Origin of the sequence: Desmospora activa DSM 45169 (assembly GCF_003046315.1) — a bacterium.
GTDB classification, from domain to species: domain Bacteria; phylum Bacillota; class Bacilli; order Thermoactinomycetales; family DSM-45169; genus Desmospora; species Desmospora activa.
Map to the genome: position 1 here is coordinate 1,289,721 of NZ_PZZP01000001.1, position 16,951 is coordinate 1,306,671.

General features: G+C 45.4%; 19 protein-coding genes and 1 pseudogene. 13 read left to right on the plus strand and 7 right to left on the minus strand.

The window, feature by feature from the left end; translation table 11 throughout:
- Positions 1-56: 56 nt before the first annotated feature.
- From C8J48_RS06385 to C8J48_RS06400, 4 genes are all read left to right on the plus strand, one after another.
- Complete coding sequence (locus tag C8J48_RS06385) at positions 57-533, plus strand: MarR family winged helix-turn-helix transcriptional regulator (protein ID WP_245891081.1); 477 nt, start codon at positions 57-59, stop codon at positions 531-533.
- The gene (locus tag C8J48_RS06390; RefSeq protein WP_107725486.1) at positions 530-2,257 is read left to right on the plus strand and encodes an ABC transporter ATP-binding protein; all 1,728 of its coding nucleotides are present in this window, start codon (positions 530-532) and stop codon (positions 2,255-2,257) included. The genes C8J48_RS06385 and C8J48_RS06390 overlap by 4 nt, the downstream gene beginning before the upstream one ends.
- Entirely contained in the window at positions 2,254-4,128 is a 1,875-nt protein-coding gene (locus C8J48_RS06395) for an ABC transporter ATP-binding protein (protein ID WP_107725487.1), read from the plus strand. Before C8J48_RS06390 ends, C8J48_RS06395 begins: the two co-directional genes overlap by 4 nt.
- 166 nt (positions 4,129-4,294) lie before the next feature.
- Complete coding sequence (locus C8J48_RS06400) at positions 4,295-4,561, plus strand: hypothetical protein (protein ID WP_107725488.1); 267 nt, start codon at positions 4,295-4,297, stop codon at positions 4,559-4,561.
- A 130-nt stretch (positions 4,562-4,691) separates the two neighbouring features.
- Here C8J48_RS06400 and C8J48_RS06405 read toward each other — a convergent pair whose 3' ends face one another.
- The 3 genes from C8J48_RS06405 to C8J48_RS06415 form a co-directional block, all read right to left on the minus strand.
- The gene (locus tag C8J48_RS06405) at positions 4,692-5,654 is read right to left on the minus strand and encodes a VOC family protein (RefSeq protein WP_107725489.1); all 963 of its coding nucleotides are present in this window, start codon (positions 5,652-5,654) and stop codon (positions 4,692-4,694) included.
- Positions 5,655-5,742: 88 nt separating this feature from the next.
- Positions 5,743-6,318, minus strand: coding sequence for a TetR/AcrR family transcriptional regulator (locus C8J48_RS06410; RefSeq protein WP_107725490.1), 576 nt, complete (start codon positions 6,316-6,318; stop codon positions 5,743-5,745).
- Between the two features lie 497 nt (positions 6,319-6,815).
- Complete coding sequence (locus tag C8J48_RS06415) at positions 6,816-7,439, minus strand: CGNR zinc finger domain-containing protein (protein WP_107725491.1); 624 nt, start codon at positions 7,437-7,439, stop codon at positions 6,816-6,818.
- 265 nt (positions 7,440-7,704) lie between these two features.
- Here C8J48_RS06415 and C8J48_RS06420 point away from each other — a divergent pair, with 265 nt between their 5' ends.
- From C8J48_RS06420 to C8J48_RS06435, 4 genes are all read left to right on the plus strand, one after another.
- On the plus strand, positions 7,705-8,172 hold the full coding sequence (locus C8J48_RS06420) for a hypothetical protein (RefSeq protein WP_107725492.1): 468 nt from the start codon (positions 7,705-7,707) through the stop codon (positions 8,170-8,172).
- 278 nt (positions 8,173-8,450) lie between these two features.
- Positions 8,451-9,203 (plus strand): DUF2087 domain-containing protein, encoded by a 753-nt coding sequence (locus C8J48_RS06425; RefSeq protein ID WP_107725493.1) that lies wholly within the window; start codon positions 8,451-8,453, stop codon positions 9,201-9,203.
- Positions 9,175-9,708, plus strand: coding sequence for an ATP-binding cassette domain-containing protein (locus tag C8J48_RS06430; protein WP_107725494.1), 534 nt, complete (start codon positions 9,175-9,177; stop codon positions 9,706-9,708). The genes C8J48_RS06425 and C8J48_RS06430 overlap by 29 nt, the downstream gene beginning before the upstream one ends.
- 18 nt (positions 9,709-9,726) lie before the next feature.
- Positions 9,727-10,554 (plus strand): ABC transporter permease, encoded by an 828-nt coding sequence (locus tag C8J48_RS06435; RefSeq protein ID WP_107725495.1) that lies wholly within the window; start codon positions 9,727-9,729, stop codon positions 10,552-10,554.
- A 167-nt stretch (positions 10,555-10,721) separates the two neighbouring features.
- On the opposite strand, the gene C8J48_RS06440 is transcribed toward C8J48_RS06435, so the two are convergent.
- The 3 genes from C8J48_RS06440 to C8J48_RS06450 are packed head-to-tail and all read right to left on the minus strand — an operon-like array spanning position 10,722 to position 12,943.
- Positions 10,722-11,156 (minus strand): VOC family protein, encoded by a 435-nt coding sequence (locus C8J48_RS06440; RefSeq protein WP_107725496.1) that lies wholly within the window; start codon positions 11,154-11,156, stop codon positions 10,722-10,724.
- Between the two features lie 54 nt (positions 11,157-11,210).
- Positions 11,211-12,032, minus strand: coding sequence for an NmrA family NAD(P)-binding protein (locus C8J48_RS06445; protein ID WP_107725497.1), 822 nt, complete (start codon positions 12,030-12,032; stop codon positions 11,211-11,213).
- Entirely contained in the window at positions 12,029-12,943 is a 915-nt protein-coding gene (locus tag C8J48_RS06450; protein WP_107725498.1) for a helix-turn-helix transcriptional regulator, read from the minus strand. Before C8J48_RS06450 ends, C8J48_RS06445 begins: the two co-directional genes overlap by 4 nt.
- A 250-nt stretch (positions 12,944-13,193) precedes the next feature.
- Here C8J48_RS06450 and C8J48_RS06455 point away from each other — a divergent pair, with 250 nt between their 5' ends.
- On the plus strand, positions 13,194-13,682 hold the full coding sequence (locus tag C8J48_RS06455; RefSeq protein ID WP_107725499.1) for a MarR family winged helix-turn-helix transcriptional regulator: 489 nt from the start codon (positions 13,194-13,196) through the stop codon (positions 13,680-13,682).
- A 39-nt stretch (positions 13,683-13,721) separates the two neighbouring features.
- Entirely contained in the window at positions 13,722-14,846 is a 1,125-nt protein-coding gene (locus C8J48_RS06460; protein WP_107725500.1) for an epoxide hydrolase family protein, read from the plus strand.
- Between the two features lie 182 nt (positions 14,847-15,028).
- On the opposite strand, the pseudogene C8J48_RS06465 reads toward C8J48_RS06460, so the two are convergent.
- A pseudogene (locus C8J48_RS06465) lies at positions 15,029-15,175 on the minus strand (NAD(P)H-dependent oxidoreductase); the annotation flags it as partial.
- Between the two features lie 81 nt (positions 15,176-15,256).
- Here C8J48_RS06465 and C8J48_RS06470 point away from each other — a divergent pair.
- The 3 genes from C8J48_RS06470 to bshB1 all read left to right on the plus strand — a co-directional run bounded on the left by C8J48_RS06470 (position 15,257) and on the right by bshB1 (position 16,949).
- Positions 15,257-15,619: a winged helix-turn-helix transcriptional regulator gene (locus C8J48_RS06470; RefSeq protein ID WP_107725501.1), complete on the plus strand. Its 363-nt coding sequence runs from the start codon at positions 15,257-15,259 to the stop codon at positions 15,617-15,619.
- Between the two features lie 192 nt (positions 15,620-15,811).
- Positions 15,812-16,222, plus strand: coding sequence for a methylglyoxal synthase (locus tag C8J48_RS06475; protein WP_107725502.1), 411 nt, complete (start codon positions 15,812-15,814; stop codon positions 16,220-16,222).
- 1 nt (position 16,223) lies between these two features.
- Positions 16,224-16,949 (plus strand): bacillithiol biosynthesis deacetylase BshB1, encoded by a 726-nt coding sequence (gene bshB1 / locus C8J48_RS06480; RefSeq protein ID WP_245891082.1) that lies wholly within the window; start codon positions 16,224-16,226, stop codon positions 16,947-16,949.
- Positions 16,950-16,951 lie beyond the last annotated feature (2 nt).

A 16,951-nucleotide genomic window follows, 5' to 3' on the forward strand; every position in this document is an offset into this window, starting at 1 on the left:
GCCGCTCATATAATTAGGTTGCTAAACTAATATTCATGGCAGGAGGATATATGAACTTGAACGACCATGAAACAGCAGAAAAACTGATGAAATCGTTTTTGCGGTTTTCCAAGACGAATTGGCAGCACCAACAAACGTTTTTCCGGTATAAGCCAAGCGAGATGAGGGTGTTGTTTTGTATAAAAAGGGGATCGAGCCTCGATAAACCGGAAATGAAGGTGTCGGAGATCAGCAAACATCTTCAAGTGACACCTCCTACTGTTACGCAATTGATTAATGAATTAGAAGGAAAGGGGCTGGTGGAGCGTCAGGTGGATCCAGCGGACCGTCGTGCTGTTCGTATCCGATTGACTGAGCAAGGAGAGGCCGTGCAACAAGAAGCGGAGGATGCCTTTTTAAGCTCCTTTCAAGGGTTGGTTGCGTATTTGGGGGAGAAAGAAAGTCTGCAATTAAGCAAACTTATGTCCAAAGCAACGCGTTACTTCCACGAACAAAAAAATCCGTCGCAAGTGAGTGAAGGTGAGGGTGAATGAGTAAACTGTTTCGTTATTTGAAGCCATATCGGGTTTCCATAGTATTGGTATTGGTGTTTGTATTATTACAAGCCTTGGCGGAGCTGTATCTGCCCACGCTGATGGCAGATATTGTGGATAAAGGGGTTGTGCAGGGAGATATCCCTTATATCATGCAGGTTGGAGTGTTGATGTTGCTGGTAACGGTGGGGGGCATGATTTGCTCCATCGTCGTTAGTTATTGTTCCGCCAAGGTATCGTTGGGCTTTAGTAAGACGCTGCGTAGCAAGGTGTTTTCCCATGTGGAAAACTTCTCATTGCAGGAGTTTGATAAGATTGGGACTGCGTCGCTCATCACCCGGACGACCAACGATATCACGCAGGTGCAACAAGTGTTGGTGATGATGCTCCGCATGATGATTATGGCCCCGATGATGTGTATCGGTGGTCTAATCATGGCCGTCTTACAGGACGCCAAGCTGTCGATGGTGTTTATTGTGGCAATCCCGGTCCTAGCGGTGGTAATTTTTTTGATTGTCCGCAAAGGGATGCCGCTCTTTCGTGCCATGCAGGTAAAGTTGGATCAATTAAACCGCGTATTGCGGGAAGGGTTGACCGGCATCCGGGTGGTGCGCGCCTTTAACCGTACGGAGCATGAAAAGAGACGATTTGATCAAGCCAACTTAGACTTAACCGATACCGCGATGAAAGTGAATCAACTGATGGCGGCGATGATGCCGATCATGATGCTCCTCTTTAACTTTTCAACCATTGCCATCGTCTGGTTTGGGAGCATCCGTATCGACAACGGTGAAATGCAAATCGGTGCATTGATGGCCTTTATTCAATATGCCACTTTGATTCTAATGTCGCTGATGATGGCATCGATGATGTTTATTATGGTCCCCCGTGCGTCGGTATCCGCCACCCGCATCAATGAAGTGCTGGAAACGATCCCTGACATTGAGGATGGCAACGAGGTGAAGCAGCCTGCGCAGAAAAAGGGTGTGGTCGTTTTTGAGGATGTGAGCTTTCATTATCCCGGTGCGGAAAAGCCGGCCCTATCCAACATTTCCTTTCAAGCTAGACCCGGTGAGGTGACAGCGATCATCGGCGGAACCGGTTCAGGGAAATCAACCCTAGTTAATCTGATTCCCCGCTTTTACGATGTGGATCAGGGTAGTATTCAGATCGACGGGATGGATGTACGGGAGATGTCACAGAAGGAGTTGCGAGCCAAAATTGGATTTGTCCCGCAAAAGGCGGTTCTCTTCTCTGGTACGATCGCCGAAAATATCCGTTACGGCAAAGAAGACGCCACAGATAAGGAAGTGAAGCATGCGGCTGAGGTCGCCCAGGCGGAAGACTTTATCACAGAAATGAAAGACGGATATGATGCGGTGATCGCACAGGGGGGCAACAATGTCTCCGGCGGACAGAAGCAGCGGCTCTCGATTGCCCGTGCCTTGGTACGAAAGCCTGCCATTTATATCTTTGACGACAGTTTCTCGGCGCTTGATTTTAAAACGGATGCCCGCTTGCGTGCCGCACTAAAGGAGGAAACAACCGCTTCTACCCTGTTGATTGTGGCGCAACGGGTGAGTACCGTTATCGACGCCGATCAGATCATCGTATTGGATGAAGGGAAGATTGCAGGCATCGGCAATCATCAGGATCTGATGGAAACCTGTACCGTTTACCGGGAAATTGTGTCTTCGCAGTTGTCGGAGGAGGAGATCGCATGAGTCAAAGTCGCCATCAACATGGATCAGGCAGGGGCATGTTTGGAGGAGGGCCCGGTGTCGGCATGCCGGTGCAAAAAGCGAAGGATTTCAAGGGTACACTAAAACGGCTGGCGGGCTATTTAAAGCCCCATCGTTTTCGCTTGTTGGCGGTATTGGTAGCAGCCGTGCTCAGTACGGTATTCAGCATTATCAGCCCGAAATTGTTAGGAAACGTGACGACCAAGTTATTTGAAGGAATGACGATGAAAATAGAGGGTGTCGCAGGGGCGGCGATCGATTTTGGCTATATCCTGCAAATCCTTCTTTTCTTAGGCGGGCTTTATCTCTTTAGTGCGCTCTTTGGCTATATTCAACAATGGATGATGGTAGGTGTGACGCAGAAGACTGTTTATCACCTGCGCAAAGAAGTAAACAAAAAGCTGGAGCGATTGCCGCTTCAATTTTTTGATGCCCGCACCCACGGTGAAATTTTGAGTCGTGCCGTCAATGATGTGGACAATATCAGCAACACGATGCAGCAGAGCTTAACACAGCTGATTACTTCGATCATTATGCTGGTTGGTGTCGTTGTGATGATGCTGACAATTAGCCCAATATTAACCCTGGTGGTCGTATTGGTTTTGCCGCTCAGCTTTATTGTTACCAAATCAATCGCTTCCCGTTCCCAACGATATTTTATGGGACAACAGCAAGCATTGGGTGAGCTTAACGGTCATGTGGAGGAGATGTTTACTGGGCATCGCGTGGTCAAAGCGTTTGGGCGTGAGCAGCAATCGATTGCCCAATTCGACCAGGTAAATGAAAAGCTCTATCACTCTGGTTGGAAAGCGCAATTTATCTCTGGGATTATTATGCCGTTAATGACGTTTATCAATAATATCGGCTATGTTCTGATCTGTGTCATCGGTGGCGTACTTGTAACACAACGGGCGATTGCGATCGGGGATATTCAAGCCATTATCCAGTATGCTAGACAGTTTTCGCAACCGATTACGCAGATGGCCAATATTGCCAATATGATTCAATCCACGATCGCATCGGCCGAACGGGTATTTGAACTGCTCGACGAGGAGGAGGAAACACCAGAAGCTCAAAATGCTAAAGTGATTCCGTCTCCACAGGGCCAAGTTCAATTTTGCCATGTCCAATTTGGCTACAAAGAGGATGCCATGCTGATGAAAGACATGAACATCGATATTCAACCAGGGCAGACCGTGGCGATCGTAGGACCGACCGGAGCCGGCAAAACGTCGTTGGTTAATCTGTTGATGCGCTTTTACGATGTAAACGACGGCAAGATCACCATCGACGGCGTTGATATCGCTGAGATGAAACGGGGCAATCTCCGCAGCATGTTTGGCATGGTATTACAAGATACCTGGCTCTTTAACGGCACTATCCGCGAAAATATCGCCTATGGGCGGGAAGGGGCATCGGAAGAAGAGATAGTCGCCGCTGCCAAAGCTGCCCACGCGGATCACTTTATCCGCACGCTTCCCGACGGCTATGACACCGTTCTGAATGAGGAAGCATCCAACATCTCACAGGGACAAAAGCAGCTGTTGACAATTGCCCGTGCCATCCTGGCCGACCCCGCCATCCTGATTTTGGATGAAGCGACCAGCAGTGTGGATACTCGTACGGAAGTGCATATTCAACAGGCGATGAACGAACTGATGAAAGGGAGAACCAGCTTTGTGATTGCCCACCGCCTCTCTACCATTCGGGATGCAGACCGCATCCTCGTCATGGATAAAGGAAATGTGATCGAGCAGGGGACACATGAGGAGTTGTTGGCACAAAGCGGTTTCTATGCGGATCTGTACAACAGTCAGTTTAAAGGGGGAGCTAAGAGGCAAGAGGCGATGTGAGAAGAGATTTTTTGTACAGGATGAGAGTTATTGCAAAAGAGCGCGGGAAGAAAAATTACACCCGCGCTCTTTTTTATATAAGCGATCCCCGGAAGCAGAAGTAAAGCAAACATTCCTAAAAGCTGTCTTGCTATCGTATACCACCTTCATTATAAGGGATGCGCAAATGAAAAAGAAAATTGCAGTGATATTGTTATCCCTTCTTCTGCTGTGGGTCACGGGCTGTGGATTACAGAGCGACGACGAAAGCAGCACCAACCCTGAAGCAACGGATCTGAAACCAACAGCGATGACGAAACTGGCTACGACTCCGAAAATAGCGAGATTAGCGACGAGCGACGAAGAGGCGGCAGTCTCGATTGATCTGTGTGGGTTGTTGACCAGCGATGAAGTTGTTCAGTTCAATTCGAAGAAGCCTGGTAAACGGCTATAAGAAAGGGATTGTAAAAGAAAAACGAAGCCAAACAACTGACTGCTTAACGTACAGGTGAGCTTTGTACGGATGTGGAAAATTGACCAAATTATCCACATAGACCCACAATATCAATGTATAAGCTAACGTCCTACTCCCTAATTTGCCTAAAGATGATAGCAGTACCAAGTGACATGGAAGCTGGCACGAATATGTCTCCCTCTTTCGTATCTACTACTGGGAATCCATTTTCTTCAATATATTTACGTGTAGCGGAGATATCACGCACAGCAACCGTATATCCGACAAACCCCGGCAAAGGTGGCGACACTTTACCTGGCAAAATATCGTTTAATCGAGATTTAGGAACAATTGTTATGTGTGCACCATTAAGATCAAAAATGTGTTTCACTCCCTTCATTTGTACATCATGGCCTAAATAGCGCTGATAGCGTTTGGTGAAATCATCAAGCTCAGAATCGGCAACGCAAAGAATTACTTCCACAAGTTCATACGCTCCATTCGGATGATCCATGTGGGATTGTAATTTCAAAATATCGAATGACGGATTATCTGCAATGGCCAGTCGACCTTCGGGAACATCTTCTCCATCAATTTCTATAACGTTTAAAGGAACCATTTTCTTTCCATTGATGGTTTCTATAGGGCGTTGAGTGGGATTAACACCACTATGTTTGACACCCTCTTGGTCCAATTGGGCCGCAGATGCTTCTGCATCAGATGTACAAAAGCACAAAATATGTGTTCCTTCAAAACGTGATAGGCAGTTAGAAATTTTAGAAACAGTACGGCGAATATTGTCAAGAATTCGAGGAAGTACAGTCGGTGGAGCTTGAAGGGGGACAAGGTTGGCATTACGAGGAATTCGTTTTTCGTCATCAACTACAGTAACGATTTCGATAAAATTATGAAGAAATGTAGCATGTGTATTTGCCGCACCAAGTGGCTTGGGGGCCTCGCCTTCTTTTTCAGCCATCGTTGGATAAGATGGGTTAGGACATACGAAGCCAAGTTTTCGGTATAATTCAAGGGCAACTTCCATATCTGTTACAACATGGCCTACATGATGAATATGCTTGATTTTAGTACTCATCGATCTCACTCCCTTTTATATTTTGAATGTATTTTGCTGTTTGGAACACCCCACAAACCGACCTGTCGGTTTGTGGCTTTCAAAAAAATTAAACCTTCAATTCCTCGTAGAAACTATTCCATAGAGTCAATAAAGAATTCCTAATATCTTCAATATCTGCTTGTTCCAATACACTATGCAAACCGAATCCATCAATCGAGTAGATAAACATCCTTGCGATTTCTTCATCTTTCATTGGTGAGTTGATTTCGCCTTGCTCTCTAGCTGCTTGGATGATATCCTTCCAAGCCTTCATTTGCCCTTGTTGAGATTCAAGAAGTTTTTTCTGGAAACCAGGAACAAACTTTAATGCATCAAAAGTAAGAGAAATGTAATTTACAGTCAACTTACTAGCCTCTTCATTTATAAAGTAATTGATATAATCATGATAAAATTGATAAAAAGATTTCTTACTAAAGTTACTATAAGGAACTTCCATCACCGAAGAAAAGGCAAAATTAATTACCTCAATAAAAAGCTGCTCCTTACTCTCGAAATAATGGTAAAATGCCCCCTTTGACATTCCTGTCTGCTTAACAATTTCTTTCAAGGTGACCTCTTTGTAACTATTTTGCATAAAAAGTTTTAATGAAACATTTAAAATATGTTCTTTTGTGTTAATCATCATTTCACCTCGCTTCTAACAAACCAAACGGTTGGTTTATAATTAGTTTTCCCTTTTATCGGATATTTGTCAAGCGTTTTTTACAACAATACTGATAATCCAGATGTAACCCTAAAGACTTGCTAGACATAAAACGAAAATACATCTACACAGATAATGTAAGGGCAGCGAATGAGCACATAATAAATGCCCTTTTAATGGATCGACGAGAAGAGATTTTGGGAAAAAGAAACAACTTCTTTGCATCCGACTCCTCAAAAGTGGTGGCCTATGATAGCATTTGTTATTGTTTATTGCTGCTAGATTTCAAGCAATTGCTTTAGTTGCACGCCCAGCAATGACCCCAAATTGACTCAATGACGAAAGGCGGTATTCGGCAACTGTTCTGTCTCATATGTGCTATCTTCAGGAGTAAAGTACAAATCAGTAGCTGCGTAAAGACTAGGTGAAACCCATGTTTGAAAAGATGTTGGCATTATGCCATGTATTAGGAGCTATTATTTTTTATTATGATAAAACCGCCTTGCTTTTGCACGATTCCCGCAGTCTGCCATCGAACACCAACGTCTGCTACGATTGCGGCTTGTATCCAAAAATAGCCAACCGCACGGATCCCCTTCACACTTTTTTACCCTACTTAGTTCTTTTTCAGAAATAAGTAGGTCTATAGCAGATCGAACAATCGGTGGTAGCATTCCGTCTAATGTTTCTTCACAATTCAAAAATTGTAATGAAAATTTATTTTCACCAGGCACTACTCTCATTCTCCCGTAAGCATTGCCTAAGGCTTCATTCAAAATAGAAAGATCTTTAGAGGCTGGTGTTTCATTGTTTGATACTAGACTAAAAATTTGGTAAATCGATTCCCGCAGCTCAATAGCTTGTTGAAGAACCTCTTTTGCCTTAGAAGGTTGATTTTCTGCTTTTTTTAGTAGTGAAAGCGATTGTTGTTTCTTAAGAATATTGGCATGCAAACTCCAGTTTACCAGCTTCTCGTAACTCGTCAGCAACTCCTGTGATTTCTCACTGCTATCATGCCAACTTACTGTATTGGCAAAATCCAAACACAAGCATCCGCCAAGTAAATCATGCTTGTGTACATCTTTATTTATATCAGACATGTGACTTCTCCTTGTCTTACCGTAAGTATTTTGACAGTCCGAGCAATAGTACTTTGAATTTTTCTTATAACCATTATAAAAGGTATTGACAGTTAGAATCAACCACTTTACAATATAACCACCAATATAGTTATAGAGGGTTATATACTTCTGTGAACAATGTTCTGATTTCACTCATAAAGTCGTTTTGCAAAAGTATCTTTGAAATCAGTTCGCAATTGGCAGTTGTGTGTTTGCATAACAAAATTTATTGGAGGGGCTAAACATGAGTGAAACATTAAGAAACTCGGTTAAAACGATGGTAAAAGAAACATTCGAAGGACCCCCAGTTCCTATAAAAGGAAGTTGGTTCACAAATTCTGAACCGAATTCTGGAATTTTCGGTGTACTAGAGGGAATGTCTTGCGACCAAGCCTCAATGTCAGTTCATGGAACAACATTGGCTGCACATGCTGATCACATCCGCTATCACATGTGGGGAACCAATGAAATCTTAAAAAAAGGAAAACAACCGCAAATGGATTGGGGAAAGAGTTGGGATATTCATTCAGTAGATGAGCAGCAATGGAACCGAATTCAGGAAAGGTTGCGAAACGAATACTTAACATTTTTAGAATCGATTGATACTATTGAATGGAATGAACTACTGGCCAATGAAGTGTTATCTTCTTTGGCTCATTCGGCATATCATCTTGGAGCCATTCGCCAAATGTTAAAAGTAGTCAAGGTGTAGCTTGGAAGCATTCAATGTCTAGCGCTGTGTAGGCGAGCATGATCAATTTGCTGGCAAGGAAAAAGTGAAGCAACTTTTTTCTCTTGTCGAGGGCAATAGGCGATATGAGCAGGAATTATTCAAGCATAATCACCATAAAAGTGCGTTCAAAACCCGGTACCCTACAAGGGACCGGGTTTTCTGTAAATATTTCAACATAAAGTGACATTGCATTTCACTAAACGTTATTATAATATGTTTGTGTATATAATAAACGAATAGGTGGTTTGTTTACAAAAATGACGATTGAACGATTTTGGACCGCATCGGTGGAAGAATTGAAACAAGGATTTATTTATGAGAAAGCAAGTGGTCATTATACCTGTCTGCTATGCCAAGAGAGGTTTGAGGAGGGTGTGATTTATCCGATTGATGGAACTTTATATGAAGCCAAGAAAGCGATCGTCTTTCATGTCAATCGTGCGCATGGATCAATGTTCGAACATTTGCTTGCCATGGGAAAAAAATATACAGGGTTATCCGAGCATCAAAAAGAATTGCTGCGTTATTTTAAGCAAGGATTGAGCGACAAAGAGATCGTAGCAGAACTAAACGGCGGCAGCACTTCTACTATCCGAAACCATCGGTTCAAGTTTAAGGAAAAAGAGAAGCAGGCCAAGGTTTTTCTTGCGATCATGGGCTTGTTAAAAGACGAAAAGAATGTTGGTGATGATGAATTTATCGATATCCATAGCGGGGCAACCATGGTCGATGAGCGTTATGCGATTACAGTTATGGAGAGAGATAAGGTATTGGAAACATACTTTCAAAACGGCAGGCTGAAGACGTTTCCAAGCAAAGAGAAACGCAAGATTATTGTGTTGCAGTATATTTTGAATCGGTTTGAACCGGATAAAATCTATACCGAAAAAGAAGTGAACCAGATCTTAAGCTCCATTTATGAGGATTTCGCTACGATCAGGCGTTATCTCATTGAATATGGGTTTATGGACCGTAACAAAGATGGTAGTCAGTATTGGATTAAAAATTAGAACAGCTCTAAATGAGGTGATCGCTGTGAATGAAGTCGCCGTACAAGCAAAAGGGCTCGTTAAATCCTTCGGGAAGAAACGGACGGTAGATGGTGTTGATTTATCGATTCAAGCGGGGACCGTTTACGGTTTTTTAGGGCCGAATGGCGCGGGAAAGACGACGACCATACGGATGCTCTCGACACTGCTACGACCGGATGAGGGGCAGGCAAGTATCTTTGGACATGATCTAATATCGGAGACCGACGCAATTAGGAAGTGCATTAGCCTGACTGGTCAGTATACTTCTATTGATGAAGACCTAACGGGTTTTGAAAATCTCGTTCCCATTTCTCGACTCATGGGTTTTTCTCGTAAACAGGCGAAAGTACGCGCAGATGAATTATTGGTCCTTCGTGAATTGGTATATACCGATATCACGGTAAATCATTTTTCACTGGGACAACCCAGCCTTGATGAGGTGTTTTTAACTTTAACCAGTCAAAAAGCGATAAAAGAGAAATAACATGCAGGAGGTAGCAAAATGAATAAAGCCTATAACAAGGAAGATCGTTTCCATGATGTGATTTACTCCAACCAACGCCCCAATCCCCCAAATGCTCTATATTCTTCATTCACGTTTGCATCACGATCACTGCTTAAAATGAAACATTTCCCTGAGCAACTTTTTGATGTCGTCGTCTTTCCGGCTGTTGTTTTGGTTATGTTTACGTATTTATTCGGCGGAGCGATCGCGGGGTCGGCCAATGATTATCTACAATTTTTATTGTCGGGAATCCTTGTCATGACTGTCACGCAGATTACGATTTATTCAGGGTTGGATGTCAATAAGGATATCAATAAAGGGATCTTTGATCGATTTCGAACGTTACCCATCTGGCTGCCCTCTTCATTAGTCGGCTTATTATTGGTTGATACGATTCGCTATACAATGGCTTGTGTCGTGATGGTCTCCCTTGGTTTATTACTCGGGTTTCAACCAGATGGTGGGTTTAGTGGTGTTGCAGGGGCGATTTTGATCATCTTAGTATTCTCTTTTTGCTTGTCATGGGTCTGGACTACATTCGGACTGGTGGCTAGATCTGATAAATCCCTCATGATGGCCAGTATGATGTTTTTGTACCCGCTCACGTTTGTCAGTAACGCGTTTATTGATCCTGGGACTTTACCGTCTTTTCTGCGTTGGTTTGTAGCGCTTAATCCCATTTCAGCATTAGTAACAGCGGTTCGAGGGTTGATGCATGGTACCGCCACATGGGAACAAATCGCTGTGGTCATGCTGATATCTCTCGCTATGATGTTGATCTTTGTTCCCATAACCATGCATCTTTATCGTAAAAAGAGCAGGTGATGGACGAGCCGACGACCGGCCTACATATGTCGGATATCGGTCACCTTCTGAGGATCATGAACCGCCTCATTGAGTTTAACTGAATGGGAAGCCGTCACCTGACATCCTGAAAAGGGTGATCGGCCTCCTTTGAATGTTAAATCAAGGCATACATGAATCCGTGCAGGTCACTTCTTTTTGGTTGATCCTAGAATCTCCAGATAGTGTGGGTTGTACATAATGCCAAGGATGTTTCCGAAGGGGTCGACTACGGAAGCGGTGATAAATCCTTCCTCACGGTGGGTGAGTGCCTCGTACTCTTTCGCTCCCATGGACAGCAGTCTCTCAAGGGTTGCGGTTACATCGTCGACGTGCCAATACAGAACGGCACCGCCCGGTCCTGACATTGCACCATCTGGCTTGTATCGGCGATCGATCAAGCCCATCTCATGCTGATAATCCCCAAGGCGAAACTCGACATAACCGAGCCGCCCGTCTGCTCCTGAGCGTTCAAAGTACGGCTCGATACCTAGCAACTTCGTATACCATTTCTTTGCGGCTGGCAAATTATCCGCCCAGTAACTGATGGTGGCAAATCCTCGGAAGGTCTGTGTGTTACTCATAATCACATTCCCTTCAGTGTTTAGTCCATTTCGCCTCAATCCGCCTCTAACAGACTACATAAACTGGCTTTTATGCTCGGCTACCCACTCCGCAAACGTTTTTGCCGGGCGTCCGGTTACTTTTTCAACAGTCGGTAAAACGGTATAACCGATTGCGGGCGGATTGTTGTTCATCTCCATAAAAAAGTGGATCGATTCCTCGTCATATCCTTTTTCCCGCCACTGTTGCCGTGCTTGCTCCTCGGTCAACTCCTCCACTTTGATGTCTTTACCAATCGCTTTGCTGATGAGCTCCACGGCTTCAACCGTCGAAATCGCTTCTGGTCCGGTGAGGGTATAACACTGACCATGGTGGCCATCTTCCAGCAAGGTTGCGACCGCGACCGCAGCAATGTCTCTCTCATGAATAAGCGCTCCTTTAGCGGTGCCATTCAGCACCTGTACAACTCCTTCCTCACGGATCGATTCCCGCCAATCATCCAGTGCGTTGGCCATAAATCCGACCGGTTGAATGAATGTCCATTGCTGACCGCTGTGTTGAATGGCTTCCTCGACCGGGCCTTCTCCATATAGCGTTAAAAAAGTAATGCGTTGAATACCGGCTTTCACTGCCTGTTCAATCACTTCCGGACCGGTTTCCAATGTGGAGCCAGCCTGGTCGCTGGATGGAATCAAATAGAGGGCGGTAACACCCCGAAGGGCAGGAGTCAATGTTTCCGGTGACATCAGATCGCCTTCAACGACCTCCACATTTTCCGGAAAACGGGCATTCTTCCGGTTGCGTGTCAGTGCCCGCACTTGGACCCCTTTTTGTACGAGTTGGGCAACAATATGGCGGCCAACCGTCCCCGTCGCTCCTGTAACCAAAACTGTCATGTTTCATCCTCCTTTGGTCGATTACAATAGATGCCCCGTATTTCATCTGTCAGCTTGATTAAATCTTGTCTTAAGCTATCAGGAGAAATAATTTCTACCTTTGAGCCGAAGCTTAAAATGATGGAGAGAGCGTACTCTTTGGAATAGAAAACGGTATGGACATCGATATGGGTGCCTTGGTGAATGTACTCATCCTGAAATTGTTCAAGGGCTCGTGGTTGTGCATGTAAGTCAAACCGCAAATGGACTTTCATCCCTTGATTCGCTGTTGGTGAGGAGTTCGGAAGTTCTTTCCTCGGTTGAAACGTTTGCTCGGAAACCTGAAGCTGCGAAATTCTTGAAATCCGAAAGGTTCGCTTGGATCGACGCAACAAACAATATCCTTCCAAATACCACACTCCGTACGCCCAGCAAAGCTGGCTCGGTTCTACTTGTCTCTCGGAAACCTCGCCGGATCCGTTTGTGTATGAGAATTCAACTACTCGGGTCTGATGAACCGCTTGGAAGAGAGGGGAAATCACTGCCTTCTCTCGTTCCGCACAGCTTAGATCAAACAGGATTTTAGGGTTGATCCCTCCTTTTAGTAAAGCCGGATGCAGGCTGCCGACTTTGTTTGTTAATGTGGTCAATTGGCCTCCAAGAGCTCCGTCCATGTTCATAAGAACATGGTAGATCACCGAAAAGTCATCGATGGAGAAGAATTGTTTAGTCAAGAAGAAACCGTCCATCAGCTCAAAGCCGCCGTCGGCACCGGTAAACGAAGCGACGGGTATGCCCGCTTGATTGATTAATTCTACATCGCGATAGATGGTGCGAATGGATACTTCAAACCGGGTCGCCAGTTCCGCAGCTGTTACCCTTTTTTTCGTCATCAACGCCATCGTAATGCCAAGCAAACGATCCAGCTTCATCTTTTCACTCCTCTCATCTGTAGGCTTTTCGGCAATCGGTTTAATAAGTATACAGGTTGAATCCTGACATCTTAAGTGTCAGGATTATAAAAGAGATCGAAGCCGGAATGTCTTGGTAGGGGTCCCGCCAGCCGGTGAATGGGTGCAAATTCCGCAATTACCGATGGCTAAGGATGATAGTTGCAATAGCATGCTATCTCCATTATATTAGCAATAGTTGCAATAGCATTCTATTTGAGGTGGGTTTTGGGTGGACAACCATACGATTCGGTCTTGCTCCGAAGGGACTGAGACTCCTGGGAAGTACATTTCGGCTATTTACCGTCATCTGCAAATTCTCATATCAGACCGCCTTCAACCATACCGTATCGGAAGCGGGCAGTATATCTTCTTGTTGACAATCGCGAAAAAAGAGGGGATTTCGCAAAAAGCACTGAGCAAAGAACTTCTGATTGACAAGACGACGACGGCAAAGGCGATTAAAAAGCTGGAGGCTGAAGGGTATGTGCAAAGGGAGACAGATCCCAACGATAAACGTTACCATTTGCTTTATTTAACAGAATCAGGCGGGTTGGTCGTGCCGAAAATACAGACTGTTTTGGATGAGATTCATGAAAAAAGTCGGGCTGGCATGGATGACGACGAATATGCGCTCATGCTTTCCTTGCTTGAAAAGATGCTATGTAATGTCAGTGAACAGGTACTCCAAAGGCGAATAAACGATGACTCAACACCATAACAAAAGGCTAGTTCGCTGTTAGAAAAAGGAGGTTTTTACATGGCCGATACTAACATTCGATCATTTCGCATCGATTTCCCACAAACGGAACTGGATGAGTTGCAAGACCGCTTGGCTCGCACCCGCTGGCCATACGAACTGTCTGAAGTAGGGTGGGATTACGGCGTGCCGCTTAAGTATGCACAGGAAATGGTGGAATACTGGCAACATAAGTATGACTGGCGCAAGCACGAAGCTGAGTTAAATGAGCTTCCCCAATTTACCACAACGATAGATGGTGCAGATGTGCATTTTTTGCACGTACGTTCTCCCGAACCGAATGCACTGCCTTTGCTTCTCACCCATGGATGGCCCAGTTCGATCGTGGAGTTCATCGACATTATCGGCCCCCTTACCAATCCGCGAGCCTATGGCGGTGACCCAGACGACGCTTTCCATTTGGTGATCCCCTCCATACCCGGTTTCACTCTCTCCGGTCCCACCCGCGAAACCGGCTGGAACGTTCAGCGAATTGCCCTCGCCTGGGCAGAACTAATGAAGCGGCTAAACTATGATCGATATGGTGTTCAAGGCGGTGACTGGGGTTCGGCAATCTCCCGTGAAGTAGGTGCGTTGGAACCGGACCGCGTCGTCGGTGTGCACCTAAACTATTTGGTAACCCCACCTAGTAATGTTAGTGGCCTTTCCGAGGAGGAGAAGGTCCGTCTCTCGCGCATCGAGCGCTACTTAGCTAAACCTGCCGGCTATATGAGGATCCAGTCCACGCAGCCACAAACCTTGGCCTACGGCCTTACCGACTCACCGGTTGGGCAGCTGGCCTGGATCGCTGAAAAATTCTACAATTGGACCGACCGGGAACGTCCAGTCGCGATTGACCGTCTGCTTACCAACGTGATGCTCTACTGGCTTACGGGAACCGCAAGCTCGTCAGCTTGGCTCTATTATGAGGCCGCCAAATCCGGGAGGCATCTCAAGCCATGCAATGTCCCGTTGGGAGTGGCAGTCTTCCCGCACGATCTCATCCTGCCAGTACGCCGTATCGCTGAACTTAACTATTCGATCGTGCACTGGACCGAGTTTAACCATGGCGGCCACTTACCGGCGCTTGAGGTGCCTGATCTGCTGATTGGAGACCTACGGAAATTTTTCCGCCGCTTTCGCTGATTAAATGAGCAACAAATTCAACTGAAACAAAACGAGTTGACGCCTGTGGAGTACAGACGCCAACTCGTTACTTGAACCAGATTTTCGATAGCCTTTTCTCAACCATCTTTCAGTGTAGATGTATCGTGAAACGGCTTTTTTGGTTTTACCTCCAGAAGGGTTACACATCATTCGTCTGACTCTTAGACTTGAATCGTTTTTCTTTCTAATTGTTTTAGATAGTTATGTAAGCGAATCTCCGGATTTAACTCTACATTTGTAATGTGCTTGACATACCGAATAGCGCTTTCGGCAATTTCTTCTTCACTGATTTGATTTGCACGATATTCAGTAGTTGTATAATAAAAAATAAAAAGTACGCACATTAATTGTATATAGTATCAAAAAATATACTATTAGGAGAGAACGGTATGCGAAATCAAAAAGTTGGATTTGATTATCCTTCTAACACCGAAGGATGTCCGGTTGAGGCAACATCGGATGTGATTGGTGGTAAATGGAAAGGCATTCTTCTTTATCATCTCATTGATGACAAAAAGAGATTTAATGAGTTCCGAAAGTTATATCCGAAAATTACACAACGTATGCTAACGTTACAATTAAGAGAACTGGAACGGGATGGAATAATTCACCGAGAGGTCTATAAAGAAGTCCCTCCAAAAGTAGAGTACTCGCTAACGGAGTATGGAAGAACTTTGGAACCGATTATTGTACTCATGAAAGACTGGGGAGAGAGGCATAGAGAGCGAATCAGTAAAATCAAAACACCCTGAAAGAGGATTAAACCGTGTATCATATTCCGCAAATTATAGCCACTTTTCTTTCGGGATGCGTAATTTCTTGATTTCAATATAATTGAGGCATATAATAAATGTGAACTGACGCAAACCCAGAAAAAGGCAGTCCCACGCGGTAGTGGAAATCACCGTGTGGGTTTTTTCGCGCAAACGAGGGAGGGAAAAAGCATGCGGATTGCATTAATTGCTCACGATGAAAAGAAAGAGGAGATGGTCCGGTTTGCGATTGCATATCAAGGGTTACTACGGGAACATGAACTGTATGCGACCGGAACGACAGGGTCGCGAATTGCAGAAGCCACCGGATTAAAGGTACATCGTTTTCTGTCCGGCCCCTTGGGTGGAGACCAACAGATCGGGGCGATGATGGCGGAAAATCGGATGGATTGTGTCATATTCTTTCGTGATCCGCTGACTTCCCAACCTCATGAGCCGGATATCCTGGCATTAATGCGGCTGGCGGATGTACATAATGTACCAATTGCCACCAATCTCGCTTCCGCAGAAGTATTTATCCGCTCGATTCGGCAAGGAGACCTGGATTGGCGTAGGGTTGTCAATAAAAAAGAAGGTGACTAATGTGACAGCGGCAGAGGAGAGAAAGGTGGATGTGCTGGCGTTTGGAGCGCATCCCGATGATGTGGAGATCGGAGCCTCCGGTATTCTATTAAAGCATGCGGCACAAGGATATCGGACGGCGATCTGCGATTTGACGGATGGTGAATTATCTTCCAACGGCAATGTCAGGCAGAGACGGGCAGAAGCGGATCGAGCGGGGGAGATCCTAGGGTTATCACACCGCATTCGCTTAGGGTTACCGGATCGTGGTTTGACGGGAGCACCGGAACAGGTGGAGGCGATGGTGCGAGTCATTCGCTCATTGCAGCCGCGGGTGGTGCTGGCTCCTCATTGGGAAGACCGTCATCCCGATCATACTGCTTGCGCCCATTTGGTAAGGGAAGCAATTTTTGACGCCGCCATCCGTAAGCGGGATCAGGCGAGCGGGCAAAAGCCCCATCGGGTCGAGCGAATCTTTCACTACTTTATCAATGACACGGGAAAAGCCGATGTCATCATCGATATCAGCGAAGGTTACGAGCACAAAAAAGCGGCGATCCTGGCGTTTGAAAGTCAGTTTGTTCCTGGGCCGGGCCGTGTGGAAACACCACTCAACCGACCGACATACCTACCGATGATTCAGGGGCGCGATCAATTGTGGGGGCATCAAATCGGAGCCCTTTATGGCGAGGGGTTAGCCAGCCCCCGTCCAATCGCGTTGCGATCATTATTGCCTGAGAGGGATTAGGG

Excerpts from the sequence above, each read along its gene's own strand:
- C8J48_RS06390 (WP_107725486.1), top strand. The coding sequence starts at position 530 with ATGAGTAAACTGTTTCGTTATTTGAAGCCATATCGGGTTTCCATAGTA.
- C8J48_RS06395 (WP_107725487.1), top strand. The coding sequence starts at position 2,254 with ATGAGTCAAAGTCGCCATCAACATGGATCAGGCAGGGGCATGTTTGGA.
- C8J48_RS06400 (WP_107725488.1), top strand. The coding sequence starts at position 4,295 with ATGAAAAAGAAAATTGCAGTGATATTGTTATCCCTTCTTCTGCTGTGG.
- C8J48_RS06405 (WP_107725489.1), bottom strand. The coding sequence starts at position 5,654 with ATGAGTACTAAAATCAAGCATATTCATCATGTAGGCCATGTTGTAACA.
- C8J48_RS06410 (WP_107725490.1), bottom strand. The coding sequence starts at position 6,318 with ATGATTAACACAAAAGAACATATTTTAAATGTTTCATTAAAACTTTTT.
- C8J48_RS06415 (WP_107725491.1), bottom strand. The coding sequence starts at position 7,439 with ATGTCTGATATAAATAAAGATGTACACAAGCATGATTTACTTGGCGGA.
- C8J48_RS06420 (WP_107725492.1), top strand. The coding sequence starts at position 7,705 with ATGAGTGAAACATTAAGAAACTCGGTTAAAACGATGGTAAAAGAAACA.
- C8J48_RS06425 (WP_107725493.1), top strand. The coding sequence starts at position 8,451 with ATGACGATTGAACGATTTTGGACCGCATCGGTGGAAGAATTGAAACAA.
- C8J48_RS06430 (WP_107725494.1), top strand. The coding sequence starts at position 9,175 with ATGGTAGTCAGTATTGGATTAAAAATTAGAACAGCTCTAAATGAGGTG.
- C8J48_RS06435 (WP_107725495.1), top strand. The coding sequence starts at position 9,727 with ATGAATAAAGCCTATAACAAGGAAGATCGTTTCCATGATGTGATTTAC.
- C8J48_RS06440 (WP_107725496.1), bottom strand. The coding sequence starts at position 11,156 with ATGAGTAACACACAGACCTTCCGAGGATTTGCCACCATCAGTTACTGG.
- C8J48_RS06445 (WP_107725497.1), bottom strand. The coding sequence starts at position 12,032 with ATGACAGTTTTGGTTACAGGAGCGACGGGGACGGTTGGCCGCCATATT.
- C8J48_RS06450 (WP_107725498.1), bottom strand. The coding sequence starts at position 12,943 with ATGAAGCTGGATCGTTTGCTTGGCATTACGATGGCGTTGATGACGAAA.
- C8J48_RS06460 (WP_107725500.1), top strand. The coding sequence starts at position 13,722 with ATGGCCGATACTAACATTCGATCATTTCGCATCGATTTCCCACAAACG.
- C8J48_RS06470 (WP_107725501.1), top strand. The coding sequence starts at position 15,257 with ATGCGAAATCAAAAAGTTGGATTTGATTATCCTTCTAACACCGAAGGA.
- C8J48_RS06475 (WP_107725502.1), top strand. The coding sequence starts at position 15,812 with ATGCGGATTGCATTAATTGCTCACGATGAAAAGAAAGAGGAGATGGTC.